This window comes from Endozoicomonas sp. ALC013 (assembly GCF_049310205.1).
Classification (GTDB): domain Bacteria; phylum Pseudomonadota; class Gammaproteobacteria; order Pseudomonadales; family Endozoicomonadaceae; genus Endozoicomonas.
Window position 1 is genome coordinate 20009 of the sequence record NZ_JBLYNS010000007.1, and the last position, 26574, is coordinate 46582.

Consider the following 26574-nt stretch of genomic DNA (forward strand, 5'->3'; position numbering starts at 1 on the left):
CGGATAACGCACTATTGCCGGGGAGTGAACGATTTTCCGTCTCTGTCAGCGCAGTGTAAACATAGGGGGTACCTGTTGCGGCCGCTATCATCTTTCTATCCTATGATGTTTCCACTCTGTATCCAGTCTGAGCCATTCTGCTTTCTGGCTGAAAACCAAATCTACGGTCAGCTTCCAATTGATTGGTCTCCTGCGTGCCGACGGTTGCAGGCGGGCGACGTGGCTGCATGATTTTATCACTGCCTTGTGAAGCTTCCCGGTGGATATATAAGCCATCGTTCTCATTCGGACCTTTAGCGTCGATGAATTGCTCTTTAACCAGATAGCCAACAAGGTGCCTGGGCAGATCCTGCTGAAAGAGTGCGTATTGCCAGCGATTGAGTGCATTACCCCTTACCCGGTATTGTCGATCAATCTGATCTCGGTATGTCTCATTATCAGCACCTGATGATTGATCAGCCCCAAAACCGAGCAAGTGCATCAGTTGATAAATGTCATCATCATTTCTCTCGTGATTAAGACGCCAGAACTCATCGGATACAAAACGATAAACATGTTGGTAAAGCGAAACGGGGGTGTAGTGGGAGTGCAAAAGATGGCTAATGGTTTGCTGGCTTTCAGGCGTGAGGTTTTCATAGGCATCAGCCTGAGCCGACCCGGAGACGATGGACAGCCCTGTAAAGTGATTGACTTGTTCCTGACAGCGAGCCGCCATGGAGGATTCACTACTGTGTCCGATGGCACTGGCAAGAGATGCTGTAACGCTGTCTTGCAAAAATTGCTGAATACAATCCTTTATGTGGCTGTTACTGCCAGAAATCAACGGAAGTAACAGCGATTGTATCCGGCCTGAAAAACCTTCGTTGCAGCCTTCTAAATCATTGCCAACTATAGCGACAAGATTATTCAAGGCATGGCTGATTGAGTTGTCTGTCAGGTTATAAACTTCTGCATAGAATAACTGGCTGACAAACATTTCAAAATACTCAACAGACTCGTCAACCATCCCGCGACCGCTGTAGCCATGATCCCTCATGCCTGAATAGCGATTAAGCCGCTGGATAAAGTTTCTTTCCAATGCGGCTAACGCCCCATCAATACCGGGGTTGCTGGCTTTGTATTGCTGATACGCATGGCAATCCCGGAGTGTCTGGCACAGAGCCTGGATATTCCTGTGCAGCTGCCTCCCCGCGTACATGACATCCCTCTCGCTATCGCCATAGATGGCGAAGAGTTGCTCCTCGTCAATGACCGGTTGATCCGCCGGTTTCCTGAAATAGCACACTGCGTGATGCCGTAAAAGGTCATGACAAAGTTTCAGCGATTTCTCCTCAATCCCTGAAATGTGTTGGATATTCGTCAAGTGGTTTTGAATTGAAAGTAATGCGGGATGGCTGTTGGTGCCTTTTATTTGTTGGTAAATCTCATAGAGTAAAGCGGATTTATAACTTTTTATGGAGTCCAGTTCGCTTATTCCCAGTTCCTTCAATACGTCAATGGCAGTGCGCAGGCTTTTGGTACTTGTCACCTCTTTCAGCAATTGTTGAAGCTTTAATAATTTATTGAGGTGCGGACAAATGAGACGTAACTGTGCAACATTCAGATTGGTGCTGTAGGTTCCGCGCAGAAACTGCTTGGGTTCTCCGTTAGCACCATACATCGCAAGTTCTGCGTAAATTGATTCAAACTTGTCCTTCAGGAAGTCCCTGTCATCATGATTCTCAAGATTAATGGAAAGGGTATTGAACAGCAGACAGGGTTGCGCCTGTGGTAAAGGGCTAATCAAACGTTGACACGCTGTCGTCATACGTATTGGATTTCTGAGAATTTCGGCCATTGATTTTTTTCCGATGCTGACAAAATGATCAGCGCTATCCTCTGAAATCCTGTCATCCACCCCCAGCAAATCACCCACAATACATAAAAAGTCGTCATACCATTTGTTTAATTCTTCCAGGTGCTCACTTAGTTTGATCATTTGATCTTTAGTTAATGAAAATCCGGTTTCTCCATCATAATTTGCTTCCATATCATGCAGTAGGTTCTGGCTGAAGAGCAGGTCGAAAAAGCTATAGCCAAGTGCATGATTGCCATCGGGGATTTTGATCAGGAAATGCCCCTCGGTTTCATAGGGAGTCTGTTGGTAGCCAATGTCTACCGTATACATCTCCCTGAACTCCGGTTGTACTTCAGCAAGTTCTATTAGATGAGAGAGCCTGGCCCTGACGCTATCGCCCAGGTGCTTATCACTTTTGCACTCCCGATAGGTGTCTGCCAGAGTGCTTGCGGCTAACTGATCGACTTCGTGTTGGTCCCAATGAAGCCAGTGACTGATCAGCTTTCTTTTCTCAATGGCAGCTTTTTTCTCCGCCAGTTGATCAGCATGGTTGGCAATGGCTGTTTCAATACTATTGGCATCCCCGCCATGTTCATGGAAAAAATTCCGAAGGTACTCCAGATGCCCGGCAATTTGCTGTCGCAATGGTTGAAGCTGCCTGAATGCTGATGCGTCTTCAAGAAGGGTAATAACTTTGGCCTGGATCTTTAAATCAAAACATTGAGTGAGATGTTCAATGCTTTGATGTGACCAGGTTCCTGACAGGTTTGATGTGCTGATAATTTGCTGAATAATATGACCATAATCAATATCAGGGGTTGTCTCATGGGGGGGCTGTGGTATATCCATGGCTACTGCAAATGGTTGATCAGTATGGGAGGACGATACTGGTTGTTGCGCCCTTGCTGCGGATGTAATTTGAGGGGGGGGGGCGATAAAGGGCGTTGAATGAGTTGAATGAATAGAGGGCATGGATACATCCTGATAAACGTTGAAACTAAATCTATTGACCCTGGAATTAATAGAAAGTTCTTGAGTACGATTCCGTTCATCAGGCACTGGTCATGAATAAGAACTTTCGATCAAAGTATTTTCCTGCCTGACTATCCATAATGTGAGCTATGTTATAAAGTCCTCCATTGCAGGTCATCCCAAATAGTTGAACTCTCTTATGTCTCAATCTGTAGAAGCCGATGTGGTGGTGATTGGCGGTGGTATCGCCGGTCTCTGGTTATTTCGCACCCTGAATACTCTGGGCTATCGAACCTTGTTGCTGGAGCAGAACGCTCTGGGCGGTGGTCAGACCATAAAATCCCAGGGCATTGTTCATGGCGGTACAAAATACACGTTAACTGGTCAGTTAACCAATGCTTCCCAGGCCATTGCCGGTATGCCGGAGCGCTGGCGTAATGCCTTGGCTGGCAAGGGTGGGGAGGTGGATCCTGATCTCCGTTCGGCCCGCATATTGTCTGAATACCACTATCTCTGGTCGCCAGGTGATATTGGCTCACGACTGACCTCTTTTTTTGCCAGCAAAGCGCTTCGTGGACGGGTTGATGCTCTAACCAGTGAGCAGTTTCCGGCCATTTTCAAGCATGATGGTTTTCGCGGAAAGGTATATCAGCTCAATGAAATCGTTCTGGATATCGCTACCGTTACCCGGGCCCTGGTCAGTGGCCTGGAAGATAAAACGCTGAAAGTAGACTGGAGCGAGCAGGGTAATGCCCGGTTGTTAACCAATGCCAACGGTGAGATTGATGCTGTTGCCTTGGCAGATAGCGATGGTCAGACAACCATGTTGCAAGCCAAACGGTTTGTGCTGGCCGCGGGTGAAGGCGCTGAGGCGCTATTGAATACCTGGGGTGTCAGTCATCCAAAAATGCAGGTACGTCCCTTGCAGATGGTCATGGTTCGTCATTCCCATCCTGAACCTATCTACGCCCATTGTCTTGGCACAACACCACTGCCGAGAATGACCATTACCAGCCATCCGGATGCCGATGGCAAGTGGGTCTGGTATCTCGGCGGAGGCATTGCGGAAGACGGTGTCAAACAGTCTGCTGAGGAATTGATTGCCACGGCGAAAAAAGAGCTGAAAGCGCTGTTGCCCTGGGTAGACCTGAGTCAGGCTGAGTGGGACACCTTGCGGGTCAATCGTGCTGAGCCAAAACAGAGCCGCCTGCTTCGTCCAGATGCGGCATTCTGTCAGCCGGTGGCCAACGGTATTGTCACCTGGCCGACTAAGCTGGCACTGGCTCCTAATCTCTCTGATGAAGTGGTTCGTTTGCTGCAGGAGGATAATATTCGTCCAGCGACTGATAACAGTTTCGTTATGCCTGAAGGATTTTCCCGGCCTGAGATCTGTCCAAACTTCTGGCAGGGGCATTTTGTGCAAGGGAAGACATCATGAGTCAGTGTCTTGTTAACAAGCAGATCGCCGGTACTGATCTTGAAGTGTCGCCACTGGGTTTCGGCACCGTTAAGTTTGGCCGGGATCAGGGCGTGAAGTACCCGGAACAGTTTACGATTCCTGATGACCGTGAAATGCTGGATCTGCTTACACTGGCCCATACCCTGGGTATGAACCTGCTGGATACGGCTCCGGCCTATGGCACCAGCGAGGAACGCCTTGGTCAGTTGTTTGCCAAACATAAAGGGCTGCGTGAACAGTGGGTCATCTGCAGTAAGGTTGGTGAAGAGTTTGTCACTGTTGAAAATGGTCGGGGAGAGTCCTGTTTTGATTTTTCGGAGCAGCATATCCGTTTCAGTGTGGAGCGAAGCTTGCAGCGCCTGAATACCGATGTGATTGAATTGCTGCTGGTCCATTCCAATGGTGATGATGTCAATATCATTGAGCAGACAGGTTGCCTGGAAGTGCTGGCTGATCTGAAAAAAGAGGGGAAAATCCTCGCTTCGGGTATGTCCACTAAAACGGTTGCCGGTGGCATCCTGGCGCTGAAACATGCCGACGTTGCCATGGTGACCTATAACCTGAACGAACAGGGCGAAAAGCCGGTGTTGGACTATGCAGTGGCACATGGCAAAGGCATCTTTATCAAGAAGGCCCTGGCCAGTGGTCATGCCTGCCTGTCAGGACAGGACCCCGTTCTGGAAAGTATGAAACTGGTGTTTTCACACCCGGCGGTTTCTTCAGCTATTGTTGGCACCATCAATCCTGCCCATTTGCGACAGAATGTGGAGGCGTATCTGAAAGCCAGCGGGATTTAAGCTGGTTCGGGGGCTTCTAACTATCTAGCTTCTAACTATCTATAGAAGAGGCTCTCATGCATAAAGGATATGGTTTAAATAATTTTCTTTTATGTTTTTTTGAAATAAAAACAAACAAAAATTTGACGAACTCACTTTTTGGTTATTTACTGAAATAATAAGCTGTAATTTAATTTCGAAAATTTGTATCTACGCTGTAAAAATTAATCGGATGACAAGGATCGTCGTCTTATGGAAACAGCTGAGCAGGTACTCATCATTGAAGACGCGGAGCAGCGTCGGCATGACTTCAGCACTATTTTGCAGTTTATGGGCTATCACACAGTGGCTATTGGTGCAGCCTACTGGGAAGATGCCGTTAGTGCTTATCCCCCGGAAACCTTCAGTGCCTTATTTCTAGGTGATTTTTTACAGGCAGAAAGCTCCCTGCAGGGAATGCTCTCCCGAGTTCAGGGCTGGTGCGGTGGCGTTCCGGTTATCCGGATTGCGGAGTCACTGCCAGACAATCTGTCGTTAGCACTGGCCAGGCAAATCATCGCACGGGTTGACTGGCCATGCAGCAAGCCGCAACTTTTATCCAGTTTGCATTATGGTCAGGTCTACCGTGAGCAGTGGCGTCAGGCACACCAGACTGGCTACAACCAGCAGGTACAACTGTTCCGTGGGCTGGTTGGCAAGAGCGAGCGTATTCGTAAAGTTCGGGCCGCCATGGCCCAGGTGGCGGATCGGGACGTCAATGTTTTGATCACCGGTGAGTCCGGCACGGGCAAAGAAGTGGTTGCCCGCAATCTTCATGAGCATTCCTACCGCAGAAGTGCGCCATTTGTTCCGGTCAATTGCGGTGCTATCCCCACAGATCTGTTAGAAAGTGAGCTCTTTGGCCATGAAAAGGGGGCTTTCACCGGAGCTGTGACCAGTCGCAAGGGACGGTTCGAGCTGGCCCAGGGTGGAACACTGTTTCTTGACGAGATAGGCGATATGCCTCTGCATATGCAGGTCAAGTTGCTCAGGGTTCTGCAGGAGAGAACCTTCGAACGGGTTGGTGGAACAGAGCCTATTGAGGTGGATGTTCGAATTATTGCTGCAACCCATAAGAATCTTGAAAGTATGATCACTGAGGGAAGCTTCAGAGAAGATCTTTATTACCGTTTGAATGTATTTCCCATTGAGATGCCTTCGCTGAAAGAGCGGCCTGAAGATATTCCGCTGATGATTAATGAGCTGACCCATAATATGGAAAAGCAGGCCAGGGGATCAATTCGACTCAGTTCCGCAGCAATATTATCGCTTTGTCGGCATGACTGGCCGGGTAACGTCCGGGAAATGGCTAATCTTCTGGAGCGCCTGGCGATTATGTATCCCTATGGGGTTATCGGGGTTCAGGATCTGCCAGAAAGTTTTTGTCATCTCGATTTGATCAGCCAGGAAGATGATGGTGTGGCGGATTTATTTCCAGACAGTATCCAGCCCGCCGGAGCTGCTACTTCGGAAGACCTTGCAGTACTGCCGGTAGGAGGGTTGAACCTTAAGGAATATCTGACCCGACTGGAAAAGAGTTTGATTCAGCAGGCGCTGAGTGACTGCAATAGTGTTGTTGCCAGGGCAGCAGACAAGTTGCAGATACGGCGAACGACCCTGGTGGAAAAAATGCGCAAGTATGGTTTGCAGAGATATGAGGATTCTGTGAAAACCTGATATTCAGTGATGCAGAAAAAATGGCTACATTTTTGTAGCCATTTTTTTTGCTAACAGATTCATTCTCAGATTTACTGCGTTAATCAATGCGTTCCGGTTTTTGTTTCTGTATTGTTCTGTTGTGCTTCGACTCCCTTCTTCTTGCTGATCCACTGTTCGATAATTGTTGCTGATTGGTTTGCAGGTAATCCTTTATTTGCATATTTAATGAATGCGCTAATCGACATTATGTCACGATCTGGTTTTTTTCTTCCCTGTTTTGTCGGTCAAATGCTGCCATTTTTGCGTCACTATAAAGTGACACTGTCAAATAACTATCTTTTTAGAAAGTTCAAAAAAGTGTTCAAGATATTTTCAAAGCAACCGAAAATTAATCTATGTCAAAAAAATAGCGAAATGAAATCGGTGTTGTTTTAGAAAGTTGTGAAAAAACAGGTGGTTGTGTTTTTTTATTTTTCTTTATGTATTTTTTTGGGGTTTGGTAGCTGTTTTTATTTTTCATATCAAAGTTGGCATGTTCATTGATATGTATATTTTGTCGTTTTTCTATATGCATTTTCTGAGCAATTGAAAAATTAAAGTGAGAACGATGGCGCAAGCAAAGAAAAGAGTGATTGCGGTTTCAGGATGTAAAGGAGGTGTTGGTAAAACCGTAGTTGCAATAAACCTTGCCCTGGCGATGGCAAAGCTGGGTCAGCGTGTCGTTTTGATGGATGGTAATCTTTCTGTACCAGATGTTGAGTTCACCCTCGGGATGAACGAAGAAGGTTTAAAAGAACAATTGTCGTCTGATTTTATTTTTTCATCGCCTGCTGAAGGTGAGTTCGTTACTGAGAGCTCGGGCCATCAGCAGAAAGGACTGTTGGATGGTCCATCGGGTGTAAGGGTATTTACACCGGCTGCTCAGGGAGACTGGAAAGACAGTATTCAAATTATTCAGGCAGTAGAGTTGATTCAGGACATGGATGATCTTGCGTCAGATCTGGATACTTTGATTATTGATACGGCTCCGGGCCTGGCCCCGGATAATGTAACTCTCATTCAGGCGGCAACAGAGGTGGTCGTTGTCGTCAGTCAGGAAGACGTGTCTGTTATTGATGCTGTTCGACAGATAAGGCTTCTGTACCGGGTTTTCAATGTTCACCAGTTTTATATTGTTGTTAATCAGGTGAGCAGCAGAAGAGGCGGTGCTAAACAGTTTGAGAAATTACAGGAGTATCTGAAAGACGACAAACAGATAGTTTTAAGCTTTCTGGGTGCAATTCCACATGATAAGGCTGTAAGTGAAGCGGTATTACAGCAGTCGGCACTGTTGACTGTCAGTAACGATTGTCGGGCTGCAAGAGCGTTTCACAGAATTGGACATCAGCTAGCAAAATTACCGGTGCCTGAGCCAAAAGGTCGTATAGAATTCTTTTTGCCTGGTAGGATCAAGGAGAGGATCTAATCATGACAGAGACAGCACAGGACGTGCAAACCAAGTCGGCACAAAAAACGACACTGAACATGGAAGAGATGGTGATAAAACATCGCTCATTGGTAAAAAGAATTGCCAATCATCTCGCCGCAAGAATGCCCGCCAGTGTTCAGATTGATGATCTGGTCCAGTCAGGAATGATTGGGTTGCTTGAAGCAGCTTCAAAATATGATGCATCCAAAGGTGCCAGTTTTGAAACGTTTGCCGGTATTCGAATTCGTGGCGCAATGCTGGATGAAATTCGAAAAGGGGACTGGGGACCAAGATCAGTATATCGCAACAGTCGTCGTATTACTGAAGCGGTTCAGGTTGTTGAAGCGAAACTGGGAAGAGATGCCCGGGATTCTGAAGTTGCCAAAGAACTTGATGTGAAAATTGATGAGTATTACACCATTCTGAGTGATTTAAGAGGGTGTCGTCTTTTTAGTTATGAAGAGTTATTTGACAGTGAAGAATCAAGAATGCAGGCTCGCTCAGGAGACAGGGGCCCTTCAGCAGATATTCAGGAAGAAAAATTTAAAACAGCACTGATTGAAGCTATTGATAAACTGCCTGAAAGAGAAAAGCTGGTATTGATGCTTTATTACGATGAAGAGATGAATCTGAAAGAGATCGGTAAAGTATTAGGGGTCAGTGAATCAAGAGTCAGCCAAATTCATTCTCAGGCTGCACTGCGTTTAAGGTCACGGTTGCAAAACTGGCTGAGTTAACGTCTCAGCCACACCGTTTTTACAGGGCAGTGACAAAATATGGTCAAGCGTCGGGAATCGGGGCGTTTTCTTTTTTGATTTTGACAGCGTTCAGTTGAGTTGATCTATTTTCAGAAATATATGCCGGTTATATGCTGCATAGCTTTGAACATTCTATTTTTAGTTTCTTATTGTTCCAAGTGAGTGGGTCTTAGCTCCATATACTTCTTTTATTAAGTTGTTTAATAACGGACCTGCATAATATGAAATGGACTTCTATCTCGGCCGCCATTCTGTTGTCGGCACTCTCCTTTATTCTTCCGGCTCAGGAAGAGGCACCAGAAGAAATTAATGGTGTGATTACCATCAATACCCACCAGGCAAAACGCCTTCATGATATTGGCGCACTCTTTATCGATGTGCGTCCCTATCAACAGTGGCAATATGGACACGTAGACGGATCTCACAGTCTTGATCTAAGGGGTGGGTTTCGTCAGCTGCTGGTGCCGGGGGTTCTGGAAAAAGAGACTCCTATCGTGATCTACGGAAACAGCACATACCATATGAGAGGGGCTATTGGCAGTTATCTGGCCGCATTATGGGGTTATGAACGGGTGTTCTTCCTCAGGGACGGTTACTATTCCTGGTTAGCCTTGGATTATCCGGTGACATTGAAGTCTGATGTTGTGGGTGAGTCCTACACCACAGGGGTTATGGCGCAGTAACAACGCCTTGATCCTTGCAAATACTTTCCTTTCCTTCTGTACCCGTTTCCAAATGCCTTTTATCTTCACTTTCTCTATTGGGAGTGAAGATCGGTATGCCCTGAGCCCTTCCAAGGCTTCTTCAATACTGTTAATGAACACTATTTACCTCCGCAGTCAGTAAAATTTCCTGATATAATCGCCAACCAACGCTATATAGGGACATCTTGGAAAGCAGGGCTTTTCATTGCTCATGGCTGTGCTGCTTTGCGAATCAGGGTCTCGGCGATACACGCTTTTGGATTCAGGAGTTCGCTTTGCTTAATGTGGTTCAGTTGAGCTGTGAGCGGGACGACAGGCTGCTGTTCAGTAACCTGTCCTTTCAGCTTGGTAGTGGAGAAATACTCCAGATTGAGGGGCGAAACGGTGCTGGTAAAACATCGCTGCTTCGCATCATTGCTGGCTTTTCATCCAGTTTGAGTGGCGATATTTTCTGGAACGACCAGCCTTTATCGACAGTGTATGCTGATTTTCGTCTTGACTGTTTTTTTCTTGGCCACAAACCAGGACTGAAACTGGATCTGACGCCTCTTGAAAACCTTGTCTGGCGAGCCAGGCTGGCCAATACCATCATCAATCGGGAAGTATTGCTCGCTGCCCTTGATCGGGTCCAGCTTGCCGGTTATGAAGATATTCCCTGTAGCCATCTATCCGCTGGGCAGTTAAGGCGGGTGGCGTTTGCCGGGTTGATTGCCAGCCCGGCACGGCTCTGGATTCTCGATGAACCATTCACCGCGATTGATATTGAAGGTGTTTCCTGGCTGAAGAGACTTTTTGATGAGCACACCCATCAGGGAGGTATGGTGCTGGTTACCAGCCATCAACCATTGAATGATCGTCAGGGAAATCTGCGTAAGTTGAATGTGGAGCACTTTGGCGAAGAAAGGAGTGCTGATGGTGAGAGGGGGCAAGATGTCCAGGGTTGACCAGCCATCCATGCGGGGGTTCTCAGCCTGCCTGGCCCTGATTCGCCGGGACCTGACGCTCACGTTCCGGTCACCCGGTCAGGCCATTAATCCCATGGCGTTCTTTCTGATGGTGGCTACTTTGTTTCCCCTTGGGATTGCGCCGGATCGGGAGGTGTTGTCAGAACTGGCAGCAGGCATTATCTGGATTGGTGCTCTGCTGGCTGTTTTGCTGTCGCTGGACTCATTGTTTAAAAGCGACCAGGACGACGGGGCTTTGGACCAATTACTGATGTCGCCACACCCGCTGCCCTTACTGGTATTGGCCAAGGTGTTCAGTCACTGGTTAACCAGCGGTTTTTGTTTAACACTAATGGCACCATTGCTGGCCATTATGTTGCATCTGCCATCAGAAGCTTTTTCTCCTCTTATGATGACGCTGTTATTGGGAACACCAGTACTCAGTCTGGCAGGAGCCATCGGTGCTGCCTTAACGGTAAAAGTACAACGCGGAGGCGTGTTGCTGACCCTGCTTTCGTTACCGCTTTACATACCGGTACTGATTTTTGCCACAGGGGCCGTTAGTGCTGCAATGCAAAACATGCCGTATACAGGTCATATTCTCTGGTTGTCTGTGTTCCTGATACTTGGGATATGTCTGGCACCACTGGCGATTGCCGGGGCATTAAGGGTAATTAATGAGTAATGAATATGTTTCAGTATACGGTAAAGAGACGTGTCTTTATTCAGGCAATTTCTTGAAAAGTGAAGAGATTTCCAGCACTCTCTGCCTGCAGAGAATCCCTGCAAAATCAGGCCGCATTGGTGGCGGCCTCAGTAAGTAGAACAAGAGTATGAACTGGACGTTTTTTCATAAGTTGGGTTCTCCCAAGTGGTTTTATGATATCAGCGGTAAGTGGTTGCCCTGGCTTCAGGTGTCCTCCCTGGTGCTGATATTGGTGGCGCTGGTCTGGGGGCTGGCGTTTACCCCTCCGGATTACCTGCAGGGCAACAGTTACCGCATCATCTTTATTCATGTGCCTGCTTCGTTTCTTGCCCAGTCGATCTATATGATGATGGCAACCGCCGCTGCTGTAACCCTGATCTGGCGAATCAAGCTGGCGGATATGGCGTTGAAAGTCATGGCACCTGTCGGGGCTTCTTTCTGCATACTCTCTCTGGTTACCGGTGCCATCTGGGGACAACCGACCTGGGGGACCTGGTGGGTATGGGATGCCCGCCTGACCTCCATGCTGATTCTGCTCTTTCTCTATATCGGTATTATTGCCCTGCGCGGTGCCATCCACACCACAGAGGCCGCCGCAAAAGCCTGCGCCATTCTCAGCCTGGTGGGGGTGGTCAACATCCCGATCATCAAGTTTTCGGTGGATTGGTGGAATACCCTTCATCAGGGTGCCACATTGAAACTGACTGAAAAACCTTCCATGGCCCCGGAAATGCTATGGCCCCTGTTATTGGCCATTCTCGGATTTTATCTGTTTTTTACGATGGTCACGGTGCTTCGTCTACGTATAGAAATTATCAGTCGTGAAAGAAAGACCCGCTGGGTTAAAGAGCTGGTGAGTTGATGTCTATGTATTTTGACAGTTGGAGCGGTTTTCTGGTCATGGAGGGGCACGGTCTCTACGTCTGGAGTGCCTATGCGATGGCTTTGGCCGTGATTGGTTACAATCTGATTGCACCGTTTATGGCAAGGCGGCGGATACTCGCACAGTTAGCTGCACAAGTGAGAAGACAAGAGCAATTGGTGCAAAGAAAAGTGATCGTGAATGAGGTCACTACAGGTAGAGGTGATAACAATGAGAATCGCTCTGCCAACCCTGAAAACACACAACCAAAACATCGCCCCGGGCGACAGGAAGAAGGCTCTGAGTCTGTAGAGAGGAGTGCTCAATGAATGCAGTTCGCAAACAGAGATTAATACTCGTATTACTGCTGCTGGCAGGCGTTGGGGTGGCAGTGGCTCTGATGTTGTTTGCGCTGCGCGAGAACATTAATCACTACTTTTCACCCGCTCAGATGGCTGCCGGTGAAGCTCCGTTAGGTCAGCGGATGCGCGGTGGTGGCCTGGTTGTTCCGGGTTCCGTTGAGCGTGATACCGAAAGCCTGAAAGTCAGTTTTCGCATCACGGATGGTGCCGGAGAGGTAACGGTGCACTATGAAGGTATTCTGCCCGACCTGTTTGTTGAAGGCTCTGGTGTAGTTGCCCTGGGAACGCTTGGCGATGACGGTGTTTTCGCGGCAACGGAAGTCCTGGCCAAACATGATGAAAACTATATGCCGCCGGAAGTTCAGAAAGCCATTGATGAGGCACATCCCGGTTACACCAGGCCGACGGTACAAACCACTGCTCAAAGTGAGCTGAGGAGTCTGCAAGATGGTAGCTGAAGCTGGCCTGCTGGCTCTGATTATTGCCCTGTGCCTGAGTCTGTTACTCAGCATTTTTCCGCTGGTGGGCAGTTACACCGGTAATCTCCGGTTGATGAATCAGGCTCGTTCCCTGTCCTGGGGACTGTTTGCCTTTGTGGGCTTTTCGTTCTTGTGTCTGGTCTGGGCATTTGTTACCGACGACTTTTCGGTGGATTATGTCGCCAGGCATTCAAACAGCCTGTTGCCGGTACAGTATAAAGTCAGTGCCACCTGGGGCGGACACGAAGGGTCGCTGCTGATGTGGGTGCTGATTCTGGTTGGCTGGATGGCGATGGTGGCTGTCAAGAGCGACCGCCTGCCCCCTGAGTTGTCCGCCCGGGTGCTCTCGGTCATGGGGATGATTACCGTTGGCTTTTTGCTGTTTACCTTGCTGACGTCCAACCCGTTTAACCGGATTCTGCCTTTTCCCCCGGAAGATGGTGCTGACCTGAACCCTCTGCTTCAGGACTTTGGCCTTATCGTTCACCCTCCCATGCTGTACATGGGTTACGTGGGTTTTGCCGTTGCCTTTGCCTTTGCCATTGCTGCTCTGCTGGGAGGTCAGCTGGATACCGCCTGGGCCCGATGGGCAAGACCATGGACAACCGTGGCCTGGGTGTTCCTGACCCTGGGGATTTCTCTGGGAAGCTGGTGGGCCTATTATGAGCTTGGCTGGGGTGGCTGGTGGTTCTGGGATCCGGTGGAAAATGCTTCTCTGATGCCCTGGCTGGTGGGAACGGCACTGATGCACTCCCTGGCAGTGACAGAAAAACGTGGTCTGTTTAAGAGCTGGACGTTACTGCTGGCCATTTTTACCTTCTCATTAAGTTTGTTGGGCACGTTCCTGGTTCGCTCCGGCGTGCTTACCTCGGTCCACGCCTTTGCCAATGATCCGGAGCGAGGCGTTTTTATCCTCTTTTATCTGATGATTGTCGTCGGTGCATCACTGACGCTGTTTGCCCTCAGGGCACCTGAGGTACGCAGTCGTATCAGTTTTTCCATGGCATCCAGGGAAACGCTGCTGCTGGTCAATAATATTTTGCTGACCGCCAGTGCCGCCACCGTGCTGCTTGGAACATTATTCCCGCTGCTGCTGGAATCCCTCGATATGGGCATGATTTCGGTAGGGCCTCCTTACTTCAATTTTGTCTTTGTGCCAATGGCCATGTTGCTGGCGTTTGCCCTGGGGTTTGGGGTTCTGCTCAACTGGAAGAACGGTTCGGTCAAATGGCTGATCAGCCAGACTCGATGGATTTTTCTGGTATCCATTCTGGGTGGTTTAGGGTTCAGCCTGTTCTACGGTGACGCTTTGGCCAAAAATTTCCTGATCAGTGAAGTGCTGGCCATGGCCCTGGTGCTGTGGATCGTGCTGACCATGGTCCGGGATATTCTGAATAAAACCCGAAACACCCGGGCAAAAGCGGGGCTGATTGATGCGCTAAAACGGTTAAAACCAGCGTATTACGGAATGCATCTGGCGCATCTGGGGCTGGCAGTCACCATTGTTGGTGTGGCCATCACCAGTGGCTACAGCAGCCAGCGTGATTTACGCATGGCTCCCGGTGACCGGGTAACGCTTGGTGGGTATCAGTTCCGTTTTGATGGTGTCAGTTTACAGCCCGGCCCTAACTTCACCTCTAACTATGGATCTGTCACAGTCTACAAAAATGGTCGTCAAATAGCGGTGTTGCATCCTGAGAAGCGAGTCTATACCGCACAGCAAATGCCTATGAGCGAGGCTTCTATCGACCCCGGATTAACCCGCGATATTTACGTTGCCCTGGGTGAACCATTGGGGGATGACGGCAGCTGGGCATTGCGACTTCATATCAAGCCCTTTGTCCGCTGGATCTGGCTGGGTTCCCTGTTTATGGGACTGGGTGGTGTGCTGGCGATCTCAGACCCGCGCTACAGAATGAAAGTTCGTCAGAAAGTGAATGCATTGAGACCACTGGGTAATGAGGGAGTAGCCAGCGCATGAAGCGGCGATTGCAACTGTTTTTACCACTGGCGATTTTTCTCGGTCTTTGCCTGATGTTTTATGTGGCACTGTTCCGGGAGAACCCGGGCGAGCTGCCCTCTGCCCTGCTGGATCAGCCTTTGCCAACATTCGAACTGCCAACGGTGAAAAATCCAGACAGGACTGTGACCAGAGAGAGCCTGCTGGGTGAAGTCGCCCTGATCAATGTCTGGGCTACCTGGTGTCCTGCCTGTCGTGTCGAGCACCCCTATCTGGTGGATCTGGCCAATAAAGGCGTACCCATTTACGGTGTGAACTACAAGGATGATCAGCCTGAAGCCAGAAAGTGGTTGAAGACGCTGCACGACCCTTATCGTTTCAGCATCAATGATAAAAGTGGTTCACTGGGCATTGATCTGGGTGTTTACGGGGCACCGGAAACCTATTTGATCGATCATCAGGGCGTCATCCGTTATAAGCATGTCGGCATTGTTGATGCCAATGTCTGGAAGAATGACCTTGAGCCCAGGTTCAGGCACTTGCAAAAACAAATGCTACTGGCACAGGCAAATAACCGTGAAGGGGAGGCCAAATGATACAGCGCATAACCTCCCGATTGATCGTTCTGCTATTGACCGTACTGTTTATGGGTGCAGCCTATGGTGTGATCGACTCCTATGAGTTTTCGACACCGGAACTGGAGCAGCGTTTTTTCGAGCTGACCAATGAGCTGCGTTGTCCAAAGTGTCAAAACCAGTCCATAGGCGATTCTAATGCGCCCATTGCCCAGGATCTTCGGCGGGAAGTGCACCGACTGTTAAATGAAGGCGCAGATAACCAGGCAGTTATCGAGTTTATGCTGGCCCGCTACGGAGACTTTGTGCTTTACAAACCCCGTCTTGCTGGTGTCAATCTGGTGCTCTGGCTTGGGCCTCTGCTTCTGCTATTGGCGGGTTTGATAGTACTTATTGTGGTGGTTCGCAACCATAAGGCGACTGCTTCGGAATCGGCATCAGCGGCTCCCGATGAACATAACGCAGATAAAGAGTTACTGGACAAAAAGCTGAACAGATTTCTGACAGACTATTTGACCACACACTCATCAGAAGATAATAAAACGGACGGTAAAGAGTAATGATGGAGTTCTGGTTGGTAGCCGCCTTGCTGATTGCCATTGCCGTACTGGTTTCGGTCTGGCCATTGGTAAAGCCAGTCGTTTCAGCACCCGGTGAGGATGAGTCTGAAGAGTCTGTAAACGTTGCCAGTTTCCGTGACCAGATGGCCGATCTGGACTGGCAGCTGCAACAGGGGCTGGTGTCAGCGGGAGAAGCGGAAAGGTTGAAACTGGAGTTAAGGCAGAAACTGGCAGATGAGTTGGGTGATGGGCAGCCAGCAAGCCCATGCTCTCTGTTGAAGAAGCCGGGGTTTGCACTGCTGATTGCTCTGATAGTACCTGTGTCCACCGTGCTCCTCTATTTTAAGCTGGGTGCCACCACTGAGATTGCTGTGGTCAACGCCATGAACAATGGCAACCTCAATGGTGGGCAGGTGGAAACGGTACTTAAAGAGTGGGTGGCCAAGCGGCCTGAGAATAATCAGGCGCTGTTCATGCTGGGCAGCCATTACCTGAGAACAGGCAAGCTGGAGGAAGCAGTTAAAACCTACCGGCACCTTGCCAGTATCAGTAATGGCCATCCCCAGGTCACTGCGGAATTGGCGCAGGTGCTGTTTTTAAGCAGTAATAATGTGGTAACACCTGAAATTCGCGAACTCTATCTGCAGACACTGCTGAAAGATAGCCAGAATACCACGGCACTGGGATTGAAGGGGATTGATGCCTTTACCAGGGGGAACTATCAGGACGCCATTGCCGCCTGGCAGCTGGCGTTGACCCATGAAGTGGATCCCGCAGCCCGGCAGTCATTGAGTGCGGGTATTAATCAGGCGCGTTCAATGCTCGGTGATACCGTGGTTGCCCTTCGGGTCATGATCGATCTGGCCCCTGAGCTGGGTGAGTTGCCAGATGATGCGCGGGTGGTGGTCTTTGCCCGGCCAGCGGGTGATGCCAAACAGCCTCCGCTGGTGGCTGTGCCTCTGAGTGTTGGAGATCTCCCCAGGGAAGTCTTGCTTGATGATAACAGCGCCATGATGATGGGCGGACAGCTGCTGTCATCCATCGAGAGTCTTGATATCACCGCACGGATCAGCCTCACTGGCAATGTAATGTCCCCTGATTATCAGGTGCAGGCAAAAGGGGTGAAAACCACAGCAACTGAGCCTGTCAGGCTGACATTTACGCCAGCGGGTTAAGCATTTGAACTAAAGAACCACAAAACAGTCTGCAATTATCAAAAATACTGGAAGTCGCCTTTTTCATTTCGGAAAGGGCGACTTTTCTATTGACTGTGTTAATGTGTAAGATCTGGATTGAAAGAAGTAGCAACTCTTTCAAACAAACGATTCGCTATGACAAGGAACCGGAGCCCAAAGCAACATGCTATGAATGGTGGTTTTGCCGGAGCATAAAGCCCCATAGCGTGAACTATTGGTCAGTATTCAGGCTCATACGTATACCGAGCCGGGCCCCGACAGTGAAGAGCTAAAGGAAACGATGCGTTTAAAGTCCATCAAACTGGCCGGATTCAAATCGTTTGTGGATCCCACAACGGTGCACTTTCCCTCCAATATGTGTGGGGTGGTAGGCCCCAACGGTTGTGGCAAATCGAATATTATTGATGCGGTTCGCTGGGTCATGGGGGAATCGTCCGCCAAGCATTTGCGTGGCGAGTCCATGACCGACGTTATCTTTAAAGGGTCCAACAGCCGCAAGCCTGCCAATCAGGCGTCTGTGGAGCTGATCTTTGATAATAACGAAGGGCGGGTCACCGGAGAGTTTGCCGCTTACCGGGAAATCTCGGTCAAGCGAACGGTTAACTCCGATGCCAAGAACACCTATTTTCTCAACGGCAGTAAGTGTCGCCGTAAAGATATTATGGATATCTTCCTTGGCACCGGTCTTGGACCCAGAAGTTACGCCATTATCAGTCAGGGCATTATCTCCAATCTGATTGAATCCAAACCGGAAGAGCTTCGGGTATTTATCGAAGAAGCGGCCGGTATCTCCCGCTACAAGGAGCGCCGTCGTGAGACGGAAAACCGCATCCGCCGAACCAATGAAAACCTTGAACGACTGACCGACCTGCGGGAAGAGCTGGGGCGTCAGCTTGGCCATCTGCAACGGCAGGCTCAGGCGGCGGAAAAGTACAAAGAGTACAAAGCCGAGGAACGGCTGAAAAAGGCCCAGCTGCAAGCCTTGAAATGGCAGACCATCAATACCGGAGCCCAGTCCCAGGAACAGGCCATCCGTGAGTTCGAGGTTCAGCTGGAAGCGGCAATCAGCCAACAGCGTTCAGCGGATGCCGCCATGGAAGATGATCGCGTTCAGCAGATGGAGCTGAGTGACCGTTTTCATGAAGCGCAATCCAGCTATTACGGCACGGGCAATGAAGTCACCCGTATTGAACAGACCCTGCAGCACCGGGAAGAACGTTCCAAAGAGTTGAGTCGCGACCTTGAACAGGTGGAGCACAGCTGGGAAGAGGCCCGTGAACAGCTGGCGGATGATCAGCAACAACTGGAGTCTTTCCAGGAAGAACTGATCGAGCTGGAACCGGAGCTGGCCATGCTGCAGGATCAGGAGGCGGACTCTGGTGATGTCCTGACCCGGGCAGAAGAGGCCATGCAGCGGTGGCAGCAGGAGTGGGATCATTTCAATCAGCGATCCCATGAACCAAAACGGACCGCTGAAGTTGAGCAGTCCCGCATCCATCATGCCGAACAGGTGATGGGGCGTTTGCAGGAGCGGGAAGGTCGCCTGAAAGAAGAGTCCGCCGCGCTTGGGGGGACTGAAGACCAGGAGGAGATGACGCTCCTGTCGGAAAAACTGACCGAACTGGAGTTGACCGCAGAAACCGTTGAACTGCGCATCGAAGAGTGTGTTGACGCAGTTGAACAACAGCGTGATCAGGTGCAGAACCTGACGGCGGATCTGGAAAGCAACCGGGATGAACTCAGCATGGTGCGAGGTCGTCATGCTTCTTTGGAGGCTTTGCACCAGGCATCACTGCATCAGGATACGGGCACCATTGAGTGGCTTGAGCAACACCAGCTCAATAACCATACCCGTCTGATGGATAAGCTTCAGGTCGATACGGGCTGGGAACGTTCGGTTGAAACCGTTCTGGGCGATAGCCTGCAGGCCGTGTGTCTGGATAGCCTTGATCCTGTCGCTGATGCGCTGGGTGCGTTAGAGCAGGGATCGCTGGTGCTGCTGGAGGCTGGTGCAGGCCAGCAACATACCCCTTCATTAAGTGAGTTGCCACTGCTGGCCGACAAAGTGATCAGCGGTCAGGAAGCTCTGCCCTTATTGGCTCGAATCTATGCCGCAGATTCACTGGAAACGGCCCTTTCCCTGCGAGCAAAACTCCAGGCTGGCGAATCGATCATTACACCGGATGGCATTTGGCTCTCTTCCGGCTGGCTGCGGGTCAACCGGGGTGTCGATAATAACGCCGGTGTGCTGGAACGCCAGAAAGAGATGGACGCCCTGGGTGATAAGCTCACGACGCTGGAAGAAAGCAGTCTGCTATTGAAAGAGCAGCTGGAAGGCGCAAGGTCAAAACTCGAACAGCATGAGACTCAGCGAGAGCAGCTGCAAAAGCAGCTGTCCGAACTCAACCGGAACCAGGGCGAGGTGCGGGCAGATCTTGGTGCCCGAAAGGTCCGGTTAGAACAGTTTTCCGAGCGCCGTCGACGGCTTGAGCAGGAACTGCAGGAAGTCAGGGAGCAGTATGGGCTGGAGCAGGAGGTGATTGGCGAGTCCCGCATGCGCCTGCAGGAAGCACTGGACCACATGGAAGAAGACATTGGTCGTCGGGAAGCGATGCAGGAGCAGCGTGAGAAGCTTCAGGCCCGTCTCGAAGAAGTACGTCATCAGGCCCGTTTTGATCAGGAGCGAGCCCATCAACTTGCCCTTCGCCAGCAATCCATCAATACCCAGATAGGCTCTCTGAAAGCAGCCATTGAGCGTTTGAGTCAGCAGTCTACCAAGCTCCGGGAGCGACGGGAGTTTCTCCGGGAGTCCATGTCTGAATCCAACTCACCAGAGGGGGATCTGCGGGAACAGCTGGAGGAGATGCTGGCCAGACGTCTTGAGCAGGAAGAGACGATGCAGCAGGCCCGGATGGCACTTGAAGAAGTGGAACAGCGGATCCGTGCTGGCGAGAAGGTTCGCCACAGTGCTGAGCAGCAGGCGCAGAAAATTCGCGAACAGTTGGAAAAACTGAGGATGGACTGGCAGGGCATGCAGGTTCGTCGAACGACACTGGCTGAACAGCTGAAAGAGGATCAGTTTGATCTGGCAACGGTACTTGAGAACCTTCCGGATGACGCATCTGAACGGCAGTGGGAGCAGGAGCTGGAACGGATTGCCGCACGCATTGAGCGTTTGGGCGCGATTAACCTGGCGGCTATTGAGGAGTACGAAACCCAGTCAGAGCGCAAACAGTATCTGGATGCCCAGAACGATGACCTGGAGTCAGCCCTGAATACCCTGGAGAATGCCATTCGCAAGATCGACAAGGAGACCCGTCAACGGTTCAAAATGACGTTCGACAAGGTCAATGCCGGTCTCCAGGAGTTGTTCCCCCGGGTATTCGGCGGTGGGCAGGCCTATCTGGCCTTAACCGGAGAAGACCTGCTGGATACCGGAGTGGCTATAATGGCTCAGCCCCCCGGCAAGAAAAACAGTACGATCCACCTGCTTTCCGGTGGTGAAAAGGCGCTGACGGCTATTGCCCTGGTATTTGCCATCTTCCAGTTGAATCCGTCGCCTTTCTGTATGCTGGATGAGGTGGACGCCCCTCTGGACGATGCCAACGTTGGGCGGTATGCCAAAATGGTCTCTGAGATGAGTGATAAAGTGCAGTTTGTTTACATCACTCACAACAAAATCGCCATGCAGGCTGCCAGTCAGCTGGTGGGTGTCACCATGCATGAGCCGGGTGTATCCAGACCGGTATCGGTGGATATTGAGCAGGCGGCGGCGATGGCTGAGTTGTAACTATCCGGTATGCTTAAGAGTTGGATAAATAAACTATGACATTGACATTACGCAGTTTATAAAGCACGTAAAGTAAACGTTCATGGCTTAATTTGTTATTTTTTTATTGTAATATTGCAACGTTGGTCGATTGCAGCAGTAATTAATGCAGATGTGATAAATGACGGTGGCCTGTTTTTCATTGTCGTCAAGTGTTATCACAGGGAGGCAGACTGCAATTCGGGCGTTGTTTCAAGGTCTACAGGGCAGCAAGGACATGAGTTTGCGAGATTGGCTGATACTCATAGGAATACTGGTAATCGCCGGCGTATTGGCCGACGGTTATCGCAGGATGCGATTGGCCAGAAAAAGGTCATCGGAAATCAGCTTTGGTCTGGAGGAAGTCAAAGGCTATGACGATGATTTTTCCAGTGAACTGCCTAATGGCGGTGCCCGGCCCAGTGCGCATAAAGAAAGCACTCTGAAAGAGAGCTTTCTGAAAGAAGGGTTTGCCAAAAAAGAGCCTGCCAGACCCCGTGTTGAGCCCGGGTTTTCGGGGGGCGACTATTTCGATGGCTACCCGGAAGAGGGTATTGAAGAACCGCCCGTGTACCCTGAATCCTTGAGACAGCGCCATCGTCACCCGGAAGAAGCTGAGCGGCATGCAGAGCAAAGCGACGCCGGGGAAAAAGCGAGAGTTCAAAGAGCGCTTGATCTGGATGAGCCTGTTCCGGTGCTGATGAATCTGGACGAGTCACAGCAACCCTCAAGAAGTAAACGCCCGTCGTCTGCTGAGGATCATTTACATGGAGGTCTTTCACGGGCAGCAGGCGCTGACCGGTCTGTTCGCTCCCGTGAAACGTCCAGATTGGGTGCTGAGCCGGAGGAGTTCGTAGGTCAGCCAAGAGCGGCAACCAGTCAGGGCAAGGCACCGATTCAGGAACGTGACGTTTCGGCCAGAGAGAGCTCCAACCCACAGAAAGAACTCAACCTGGGGGGGCGTGAGAAGGCAGAGAAACTACAAGAGCGCCCGCCCGCCAGTGAAGTGATTGTGATCAATGTGCTGGCCAAAGGCGGCGGTGTTTTTGCCGGTGACCAGCTGATGCAGTCCATGCTGGCATCCGGCATGCGTTTTGGTGATATGTCGATCTTCCATCGATATACCAATGCCGATGATACCGGAAAAATTCTGTTCAGCATGGCCAACGGCGTAAAGCCGGGTACCTTTACCATTGATAATCTGGAAGCCACTGAAACACCGGCTTTGAGTCTGTTTATGAGTCTGCCGGGGCCGGAAAAACCCATGCAGGCCTTTGCCCTGATGGAAGAGACGGCCCGTCGTCTTGCCCTCGATCTGGGCGGTGAGCTGAAAGATGAACAGTTCAGCGTGATGACTCAGCAGACCCTTGAACACTGTCGTCAGCGTATTCGTGAATATGAGCGCAAGCAGCTGGCGAAACAGCCGGTGCATTGATATTCCTGCTGGCCCGGCCATTGCTATCTAATGTTTTCTTCAGCGGGTTCTCAGGCAGAGAACCCGCTGGCCTTTGATAATTCCATGAGCATGACTTCTTCAGATATCCCATCGGTTCCTTCCCTTGAGCTTGCAGAGCAAGAGATACTTCAGCTGCGTCAGCAAATCAGCGAGCACAACCATCGTTACTATGTCCTGGATGAGCCGGAAATTCCCGACAGTGAATACGATAAGCTGTTTATCCGCCTGAAATCCCTTGAAGCTGCATACCCACAGCTGATAACTGAAGGTTCTCCCACCCGGCGGGTCGGCGGCACGCCTCTGAAAGCGTTTGGTCAGATTCGCCATGAACTGGCCATGCTCTCTCTGGACAATGCTTTTGACGAAGAAGACCAGGCGGACTTTAATCGCCGGGTTAAAGAGCGGCTGGGCATCACTGAAGACATTGAATACGCCTGCGAACCCAAGCTGGATGGTATTGCTGTCAGCCTGTTATACGAGGATGGTCTTCTGGTCAGGGCAGCTACCCGTGGCGATGGCTCTACCGGAGAAGACATTACCCAGAACATTCGTACTATTGAATCAATCCCGCTTAAGTTGATGGGCGATGGCTGGCCTCGACGCCTTGAAGTCCGGGGCGAAGTGTATATGCCAAAGGCTGGTTTTGAACAGTTAAACCGGCGGGCCAGTGCCAAAGGTGAGAAGACCTTTGTTAACCCGAGAAATGCAGCGGCTGGCAGTTTGCGCCAGCTGGATTCGCGGATAACGGCTAAACGACCATTGACGATCTATTGCTACAGTGTTGGCGTTGTCGATGGCGGAGTACTGCCAGACACGCACAGTGAGATACTTGCCTGTCTGAAAAAATGGGGGATGCGAGTCAGCCCCGAACTGCAGGTGGTCAAAGGTGTCCAGGCCTGTGAAGACTACTATCAAGCCATGGCTGAGAAACGCCAGGGGCTGCCTTACGAGATTGACGGTATTGTTTATAAAGTGAATGCCATTGCCCGGCAGCAGGCTCTGGGGTTTGTTGCCCGGGCACCGCGCTGGGCCATCGCCCGTAAATTTCCGGCACAGGAAGCGATCACGACTCTTAAGGATGTGGAGTTTCAGGTTGGCAGAACCGGTGCTATCACTCCGGTTGCCCGTTTGCAGCCGGTGTTTGTGGGAGGGGTGACGGTCAGTAATGCGACCTTGCACAACATGGATGAAATTGCACGGCTGGATATCAAAATAGGCGACAGTGTCGTTATCCTCCGGGCAGGTGATGTTATTCCCAAGGTGAACCGGGTTATCCACTCCATGCGTCCTGATGATGTTCGGGATATCATCTTTCCCGATCGCTGCCCGGTATGCGACTCTGAGCTGGAACGTGAAGAAGCCATCCTGCGCTGCTCTGGCGGACTGTTCTGTTCAGCCCAGCGCAAAGAGGCTATTAAGCACTTTGCCTCCCGCAAGGCAATGGATATTGATGGTCTTGGGGATAAACTGGTTGAGCAGCTGGTCGATCGTCAATTGATCGCAACGGTGGCAGACCTGTTCAGTCTTAATGCCCTGGAGATTTCCGGCCTTGAACGTATGGGGAAAAAGTCGGCTGAGAACTTGATTAATGCCCTTGATCAGTCCAGAAAAACCACGCTTCCCCGTTTTATCTACTCACTGGGCATTCGCGAAGTGGGTGAGGCAACCGCACAGGGGCTGGCAGGTCACTACCGCGATTTGCATAAATTGATGGCCGCTTCGGTGGAAGACTTGCAAACCGTGGATGATGTTGGCCCTGTGGTTGCTGGTCATATTGAGAAGTTTTTCCGTCAGGAACACAACCGCGAAGTGATTGATGCACTTCTGGCGAAAGGTGTTGCATGGGAAACGGAATCGCCGGTTGTAGAAGGGGGCGATCAACCCCTTGCAGGTGAAACCTGGGTGTTAACCGGCACGTTAAACACAATGACCCGCGACGAAGCTAAGGCCATCCTGCAAAAACTGGGAGCCAGGGTGACTGGCTCAGTTTCAGCAAAAACATCAGCCTTGCTGGCCGGTGACAAGGCCGGTTCAAAACTGGCCAAGGCAGAGAAGCTGGGAGTGCGTGTCGTCACTGAGGATGACTTTATGCAGATGAGGCAGGCCTGGGGTGAGTAGTGCCTGAGGCAAATTGATTCGAGCTGAACCACAGAGATTATAAACACTCCTGGAAATCTGAGCTGATGAAGCAAGCTAAAGGTTCTCTTTTCTCAGTGCTCCTGGTGGTCTCTGTGGTTGAACATTGGAGGATGGCGGCTGAATGTCAAACCTGAGTCGAAAGCTGTTTATTTTGATCCTGTCTGCCGTGCTGGCAGGCTGTGCCAGTAAGGCACCACCCGAGAAGCCCCACAACCTTTGCAGTGTCTTCAAGGAAAAACGCGGCTGGTATAAAGATGCAAAAAAAGCCAATCAGCGCTGGGGCACCCCTATCCAGATCATGATGGCCATTATGTATCAGGAATCATCTTACCGGCACGATGCCCAGCCGCCACGGCCATGGTTCCTTTTCATTCCATTACCCCGTAACTCTTCCGCTTATGGCTACCCGCAGGCGCAGGATGGCACCTGGGAGCAATATGTCAGCGAAGCCGGAGGTTTCTTTGCCAGCCGCGAAGACTTTGGCGACGCGATTGACTTTATTGGCTGGTATACCCACAAGTCCCGCAAGCTGAATGGCACTTCACTGTGGGCCGCCGATCAGCAGTACCTGAATTACCATGAAGGCTGGAACGGTTACCGCAAGGGAACCCATAAGAAAAAGAAATGGTTGTTAAGCACCGCCAGCAAAGTAAGGCGCAGGGCCAGTAACTATGGTGAGCAGTTGCGCCGCTGTAGCCTGTAGTGGATATAGTGTGCATCATTTCGATGAGTTTGATGGGTTCCTTCTATCAATGATGCCCAAATTCCGTTCGTCCTGAGCGGAGTCGAAGGGCGTAAACACCATGCCCTGAATAAAGACTGTGCCAAACACCCTTCGTCCGTGCATCCTGAGCGGAGCCGAAGGACGCTCAGGGTGAACGGGGATTATACACCTCAAACTCATTGAAATGGTGTGCCAGGCTTTGGCATCCTGCGTCGCCCTGCCTTTCACACCCATGTGGTCGTTCGAGATTCGGGGCAGCTTATGAAATATCCGGGCTGACGTTAACTGATCATTGGTCAGGGGTATTGAATCGTTGGATTGTCCGTTCACCGTGGGTTGATTGATTTATTGAATTATATTTTTGGAACCTTTCAAGCTTTATTTTGTCTGTTCAAGAGAACAGGTATTCAATAAAGGTAATACTTATGATTCCTTCTTCTTCCTTACCAGCCCCTTCGACACCGGATCTACCGGAAATTTCCCAGGAGACCAATGCTGTTACCCCTGAAAATGTTGGCACAGCTAAAACCGTTGGCCTTGATAACCCAGAGAACCATGGTGCTGCAGCTAAACCGTTAGCAGCATATTCCATTGAGTCTTCTGATGATGAGTCTGAAGGTGGTGGGAATGGCATTCTAAAGCTGGAAACTGGTGATTATGAATGGGTTACCATCAACAGGAATATTCAAGCTGTAGACATGGATGGTAGTTTATGCCTTGTTCATGTTCCTGATGATGGAAGGGGTTATGTAGCCTGGCATATGGAACCTCCCGATGTGACCTTTTTACTGAACCCCACTCGGCGAGCCATGGCTGCGATATTTTTTCCAGAAGAAATCCGTGCTGCTGAAAATCATGCTGGCTATTGGCAGGAAGAAGTGCAGAGAAAGCCCGGAACCACCTATTTATGTGGTCCTGTTGCTGATGGGTCGGCACAGAATTTTTTTAATGTTGATCCAGCTAATGTCCTCAGAACTGAAGAAGGCCCTGTCTCAGTTACATTTGACATTGGCACTCGAAGTTTTCATACAAATTAGCACGGCCGACATAGCCAGCCATGAGATTTTTCAGACAGATAGACGTCGTTGACAACGGGTAGGACACACTCTGTATCAAGTAAACGACAACGTT

At 50.3% G+C, this 26574-nt stretch carries 21 protein-coding genes; 20 read left to right on the plus strand and 1 reads right to left on the minus strand.

Annotated features, from left to right (window positions below; translation table 11 throughout):
* Positions 1-100: 100 nt before the first annotated feature.
* Positions 101-2809: a hypothetical protein gene (locus ACO6V1_RS02900; protein WP_422465721.1), complete on the minus strand. Its 2709-nt coding sequence runs from the start codon at positions 2807-2809 to the stop codon at positions 101-103.
* A 199-nt stretch (positions 2810-3008) separates the two neighbouring features.
* Here ACO6V1_RS02900 and ACO6V1_RS02905 point away from each other — a divergent pair, with 199 nt between their 5' ends.
* The 20 genes from ACO6V1_RS02905 to ACO6V1_RS03000 all read left to right on the plus strand — a co-directional run bounded on the left by ACO6V1_RS02905 (position 3009) and on the right by ACO6V1_RS03000 (position 26480).
* A complete protein-coding gene (locus tag ACO6V1_RS02905; RefSeq protein ID WP_422465723.1) occupies positions 3009-4247 on the plus strand; it encodes an NAD(P)/FAD-dependent oxidoreductase in 1239 nt (412 codons plus the stop codon).
* Positions 4244-5065: an aldo/keto reductase gene (locus tag ACO6V1_RS02910; RefSeq protein ID WP_422465725.1), complete on the plus strand. Its 822-nt coding sequence runs from the start codon at positions 4244-4246 to the stop codon at positions 5063-5065. The genes ACO6V1_RS02905 and ACO6V1_RS02910 overlap by 4 nt, the downstream gene beginning before the upstream one ends.
* 231 nt (positions 5066-5296) lie before the next feature.
* Positions 5297-6760: a sigma-54 dependent transcriptional regulator gene (locus tag ACO6V1_RS02915; RefSeq protein ID WP_269675179.1), complete on the plus strand. Its 1464-nt coding sequence runs from the start codon at positions 5297-5299 to the stop codon at positions 6758-6760.
* A gap of 589 nt (positions 6761-7349) precedes the next feature.
* Entirely contained in the window at positions 7350-8207 is an 858-nt protein-coding gene (locus tag ACO6V1_RS02920) for a P-loop NTPase (protein ID WP_422465728.1), read from the plus strand.
* Between the two features lie 59 nt (positions 8208-8266).
* Positions 8267-8947: an RNA polymerase sigma factor FliA gene (locus ACO6V1_RS02925; RefSeq protein WP_420810348.1), complete on the plus strand. Its 681-nt coding sequence runs from the start codon at positions 8267-8269 to the stop codon at positions 8945-8947.
* Between the two features lie 242 nt (positions 8948-9189).
* A complete protein-coding gene (locus tag ACO6V1_RS02930) occupies positions 9190-9651 on the plus strand; it encodes a rhodanese-like domain-containing protein (protein ID WP_101745914.1) in 462 nt (153 codons plus the stop codon).
* Between the two features lie 305 nt (positions 9652-9956).
* A complete protein-coding gene (gene ccmA, locus ACO6V1_RS02935; protein ID WP_422465767.1) occupies positions 9957-10616 on the plus strand; it encodes a cytochrome c biogenesis heme-transporting ATPase CcmA in 660 nt (219 codons plus the stop codon).
* A complete protein-coding gene (gene ccmB / locus ACO6V1_RS02940) occupies positions 10585-11301 on the plus strand; it encodes a heme exporter protein CcmB (RefSeq protein ID WP_420810347.1) in 717 nt (238 codons plus the stop codon). Before ccmA ends, ccmB begins: the two co-directional genes overlap by 32 nt.
* A 148-nt stretch (positions 11302-11449) precedes the next feature.
* Positions 11450-12184, plus strand: a complete 735-nt coding sequence (locus tag ACO6V1_RS02945; protein ID WP_269675175.1) for a heme ABC transporter permease — start codon at positions 11450-11452, stop codon at positions 12182-12184.
* Positions 12184-12513, plus strand: a complete 330-nt coding sequence (gene ccmD, locus ACO6V1_RS02950; RefSeq protein WP_422450484.1) for a heme exporter protein CcmD — start codon at positions 12184-12186, stop codon at positions 12511-12513. The genes ACO6V1_RS02945 and ccmD overlap by 1 nt, the downstream gene beginning before the upstream one ends.
* Entirely contained in the window at positions 12510-13004 is a 495-nt protein-coding gene (ccmE, locus tag ACO6V1_RS02955; RefSeq protein WP_422450485.1) for a cytochrome c maturation protein CcmE, read from the plus strand. Before ccmD ends, ccmE begins: the two co-directional genes overlap by 4 nt.
* The gene (locus ACO6V1_RS02960; protein ID WP_422450486.1) at positions 12994-15006 is read left to right on the plus strand and encodes a heme lyase CcmF/NrfE family subunit; all 2013 of its coding nucleotides are present in this window, start codon (positions 12994-12996) and stop codon (positions 15004-15006) included. Before ccmE ends, ACO6V1_RS02960 begins: the two co-directional genes overlap by 11 nt.
* Positions 15003-15581: a DsbE family thiol:disulfide interchange protein gene (locus ACO6V1_RS02965; RefSeq protein WP_422450487.1), complete on the plus strand. Its 579-nt coding sequence runs from the start codon at positions 15003-15005 to the stop codon at positions 15579-15581. The genes ACO6V1_RS02960 and ACO6V1_RS02965 overlap by 4 nt, the downstream gene beginning before the upstream one ends.
* Positions 15578-16120, plus strand: coding sequence for a cytochrome c-type biogenesis protein (locus ACO6V1_RS02970; protein ID WP_422450488.1), 543 nt, complete (start codon positions 15578-15580; stop codon positions 16118-16120). Before ACO6V1_RS02965 ends, ACO6V1_RS02970 begins: the two co-directional genes overlap by 4 nt.
* Positions 16120-17295, plus strand: coding sequence for a c-type cytochrome biogenesis protein CcmI (gene ccmI, locus ACO6V1_RS02975; protein WP_422450489.1), 1176 nt, complete (start codon positions 16120-16122; stop codon positions 17293-17295). Before ACO6V1_RS02970 ends, ccmI begins: the two co-directional genes overlap by 1 nt.
* 301 nt (positions 17296-17596) lie before the next feature.
* The gene (gene smc, locus ACO6V1_RS02980) at positions 17597-21106 is read left to right on the plus strand and encodes a chromosome segregation protein SMC (protein ID WP_422465731.1); all 3510 of its coding nucleotides are present in this window, start codon (positions 17597-17599) and stop codon (positions 21104-21106) included.
* Between the two features lie 256 nt (positions 21107-21362).
* Positions 21363-22559, plus strand: a complete 1197-nt coding sequence (gene zipA / locus ACO6V1_RS02985; protein WP_422465733.1) for a cell division protein ZipA — start codon at positions 21363-21365, stop codon at positions 22557-22559.
* A gap of 84 nt (positions 22560-22643) precedes the next feature.
* On the plus strand, positions 22644-24698 hold the full coding sequence (ligA, locus tag ACO6V1_RS02990) for an NAD-dependent DNA ligase LigA (protein WP_422465769.1): 2055 nt from the start codon (positions 22644-22646) through the stop codon (positions 24696-24698).
* Between the two features lie 142 nt (positions 24699-24840).
* Positions 24841-25422, plus strand: a complete 582-nt coding sequence (locus tag ACO6V1_RS02995) for a hypothetical protein (RefSeq protein WP_422465735.1) — start codon at positions 24841-24843, stop codon at positions 25420-25422.
* Positions 25423-25868: 446 nt separating this feature from the next.
* Positions 25869-26480: a hypothetical protein gene (locus ACO6V1_RS03000; protein WP_422465737.1), complete on the plus strand. Its 612-nt coding sequence runs from the start codon at positions 25869-25871 to the stop codon at positions 26478-26480.
* Positions 26481-26574 lie beyond the last annotated feature (94 nt).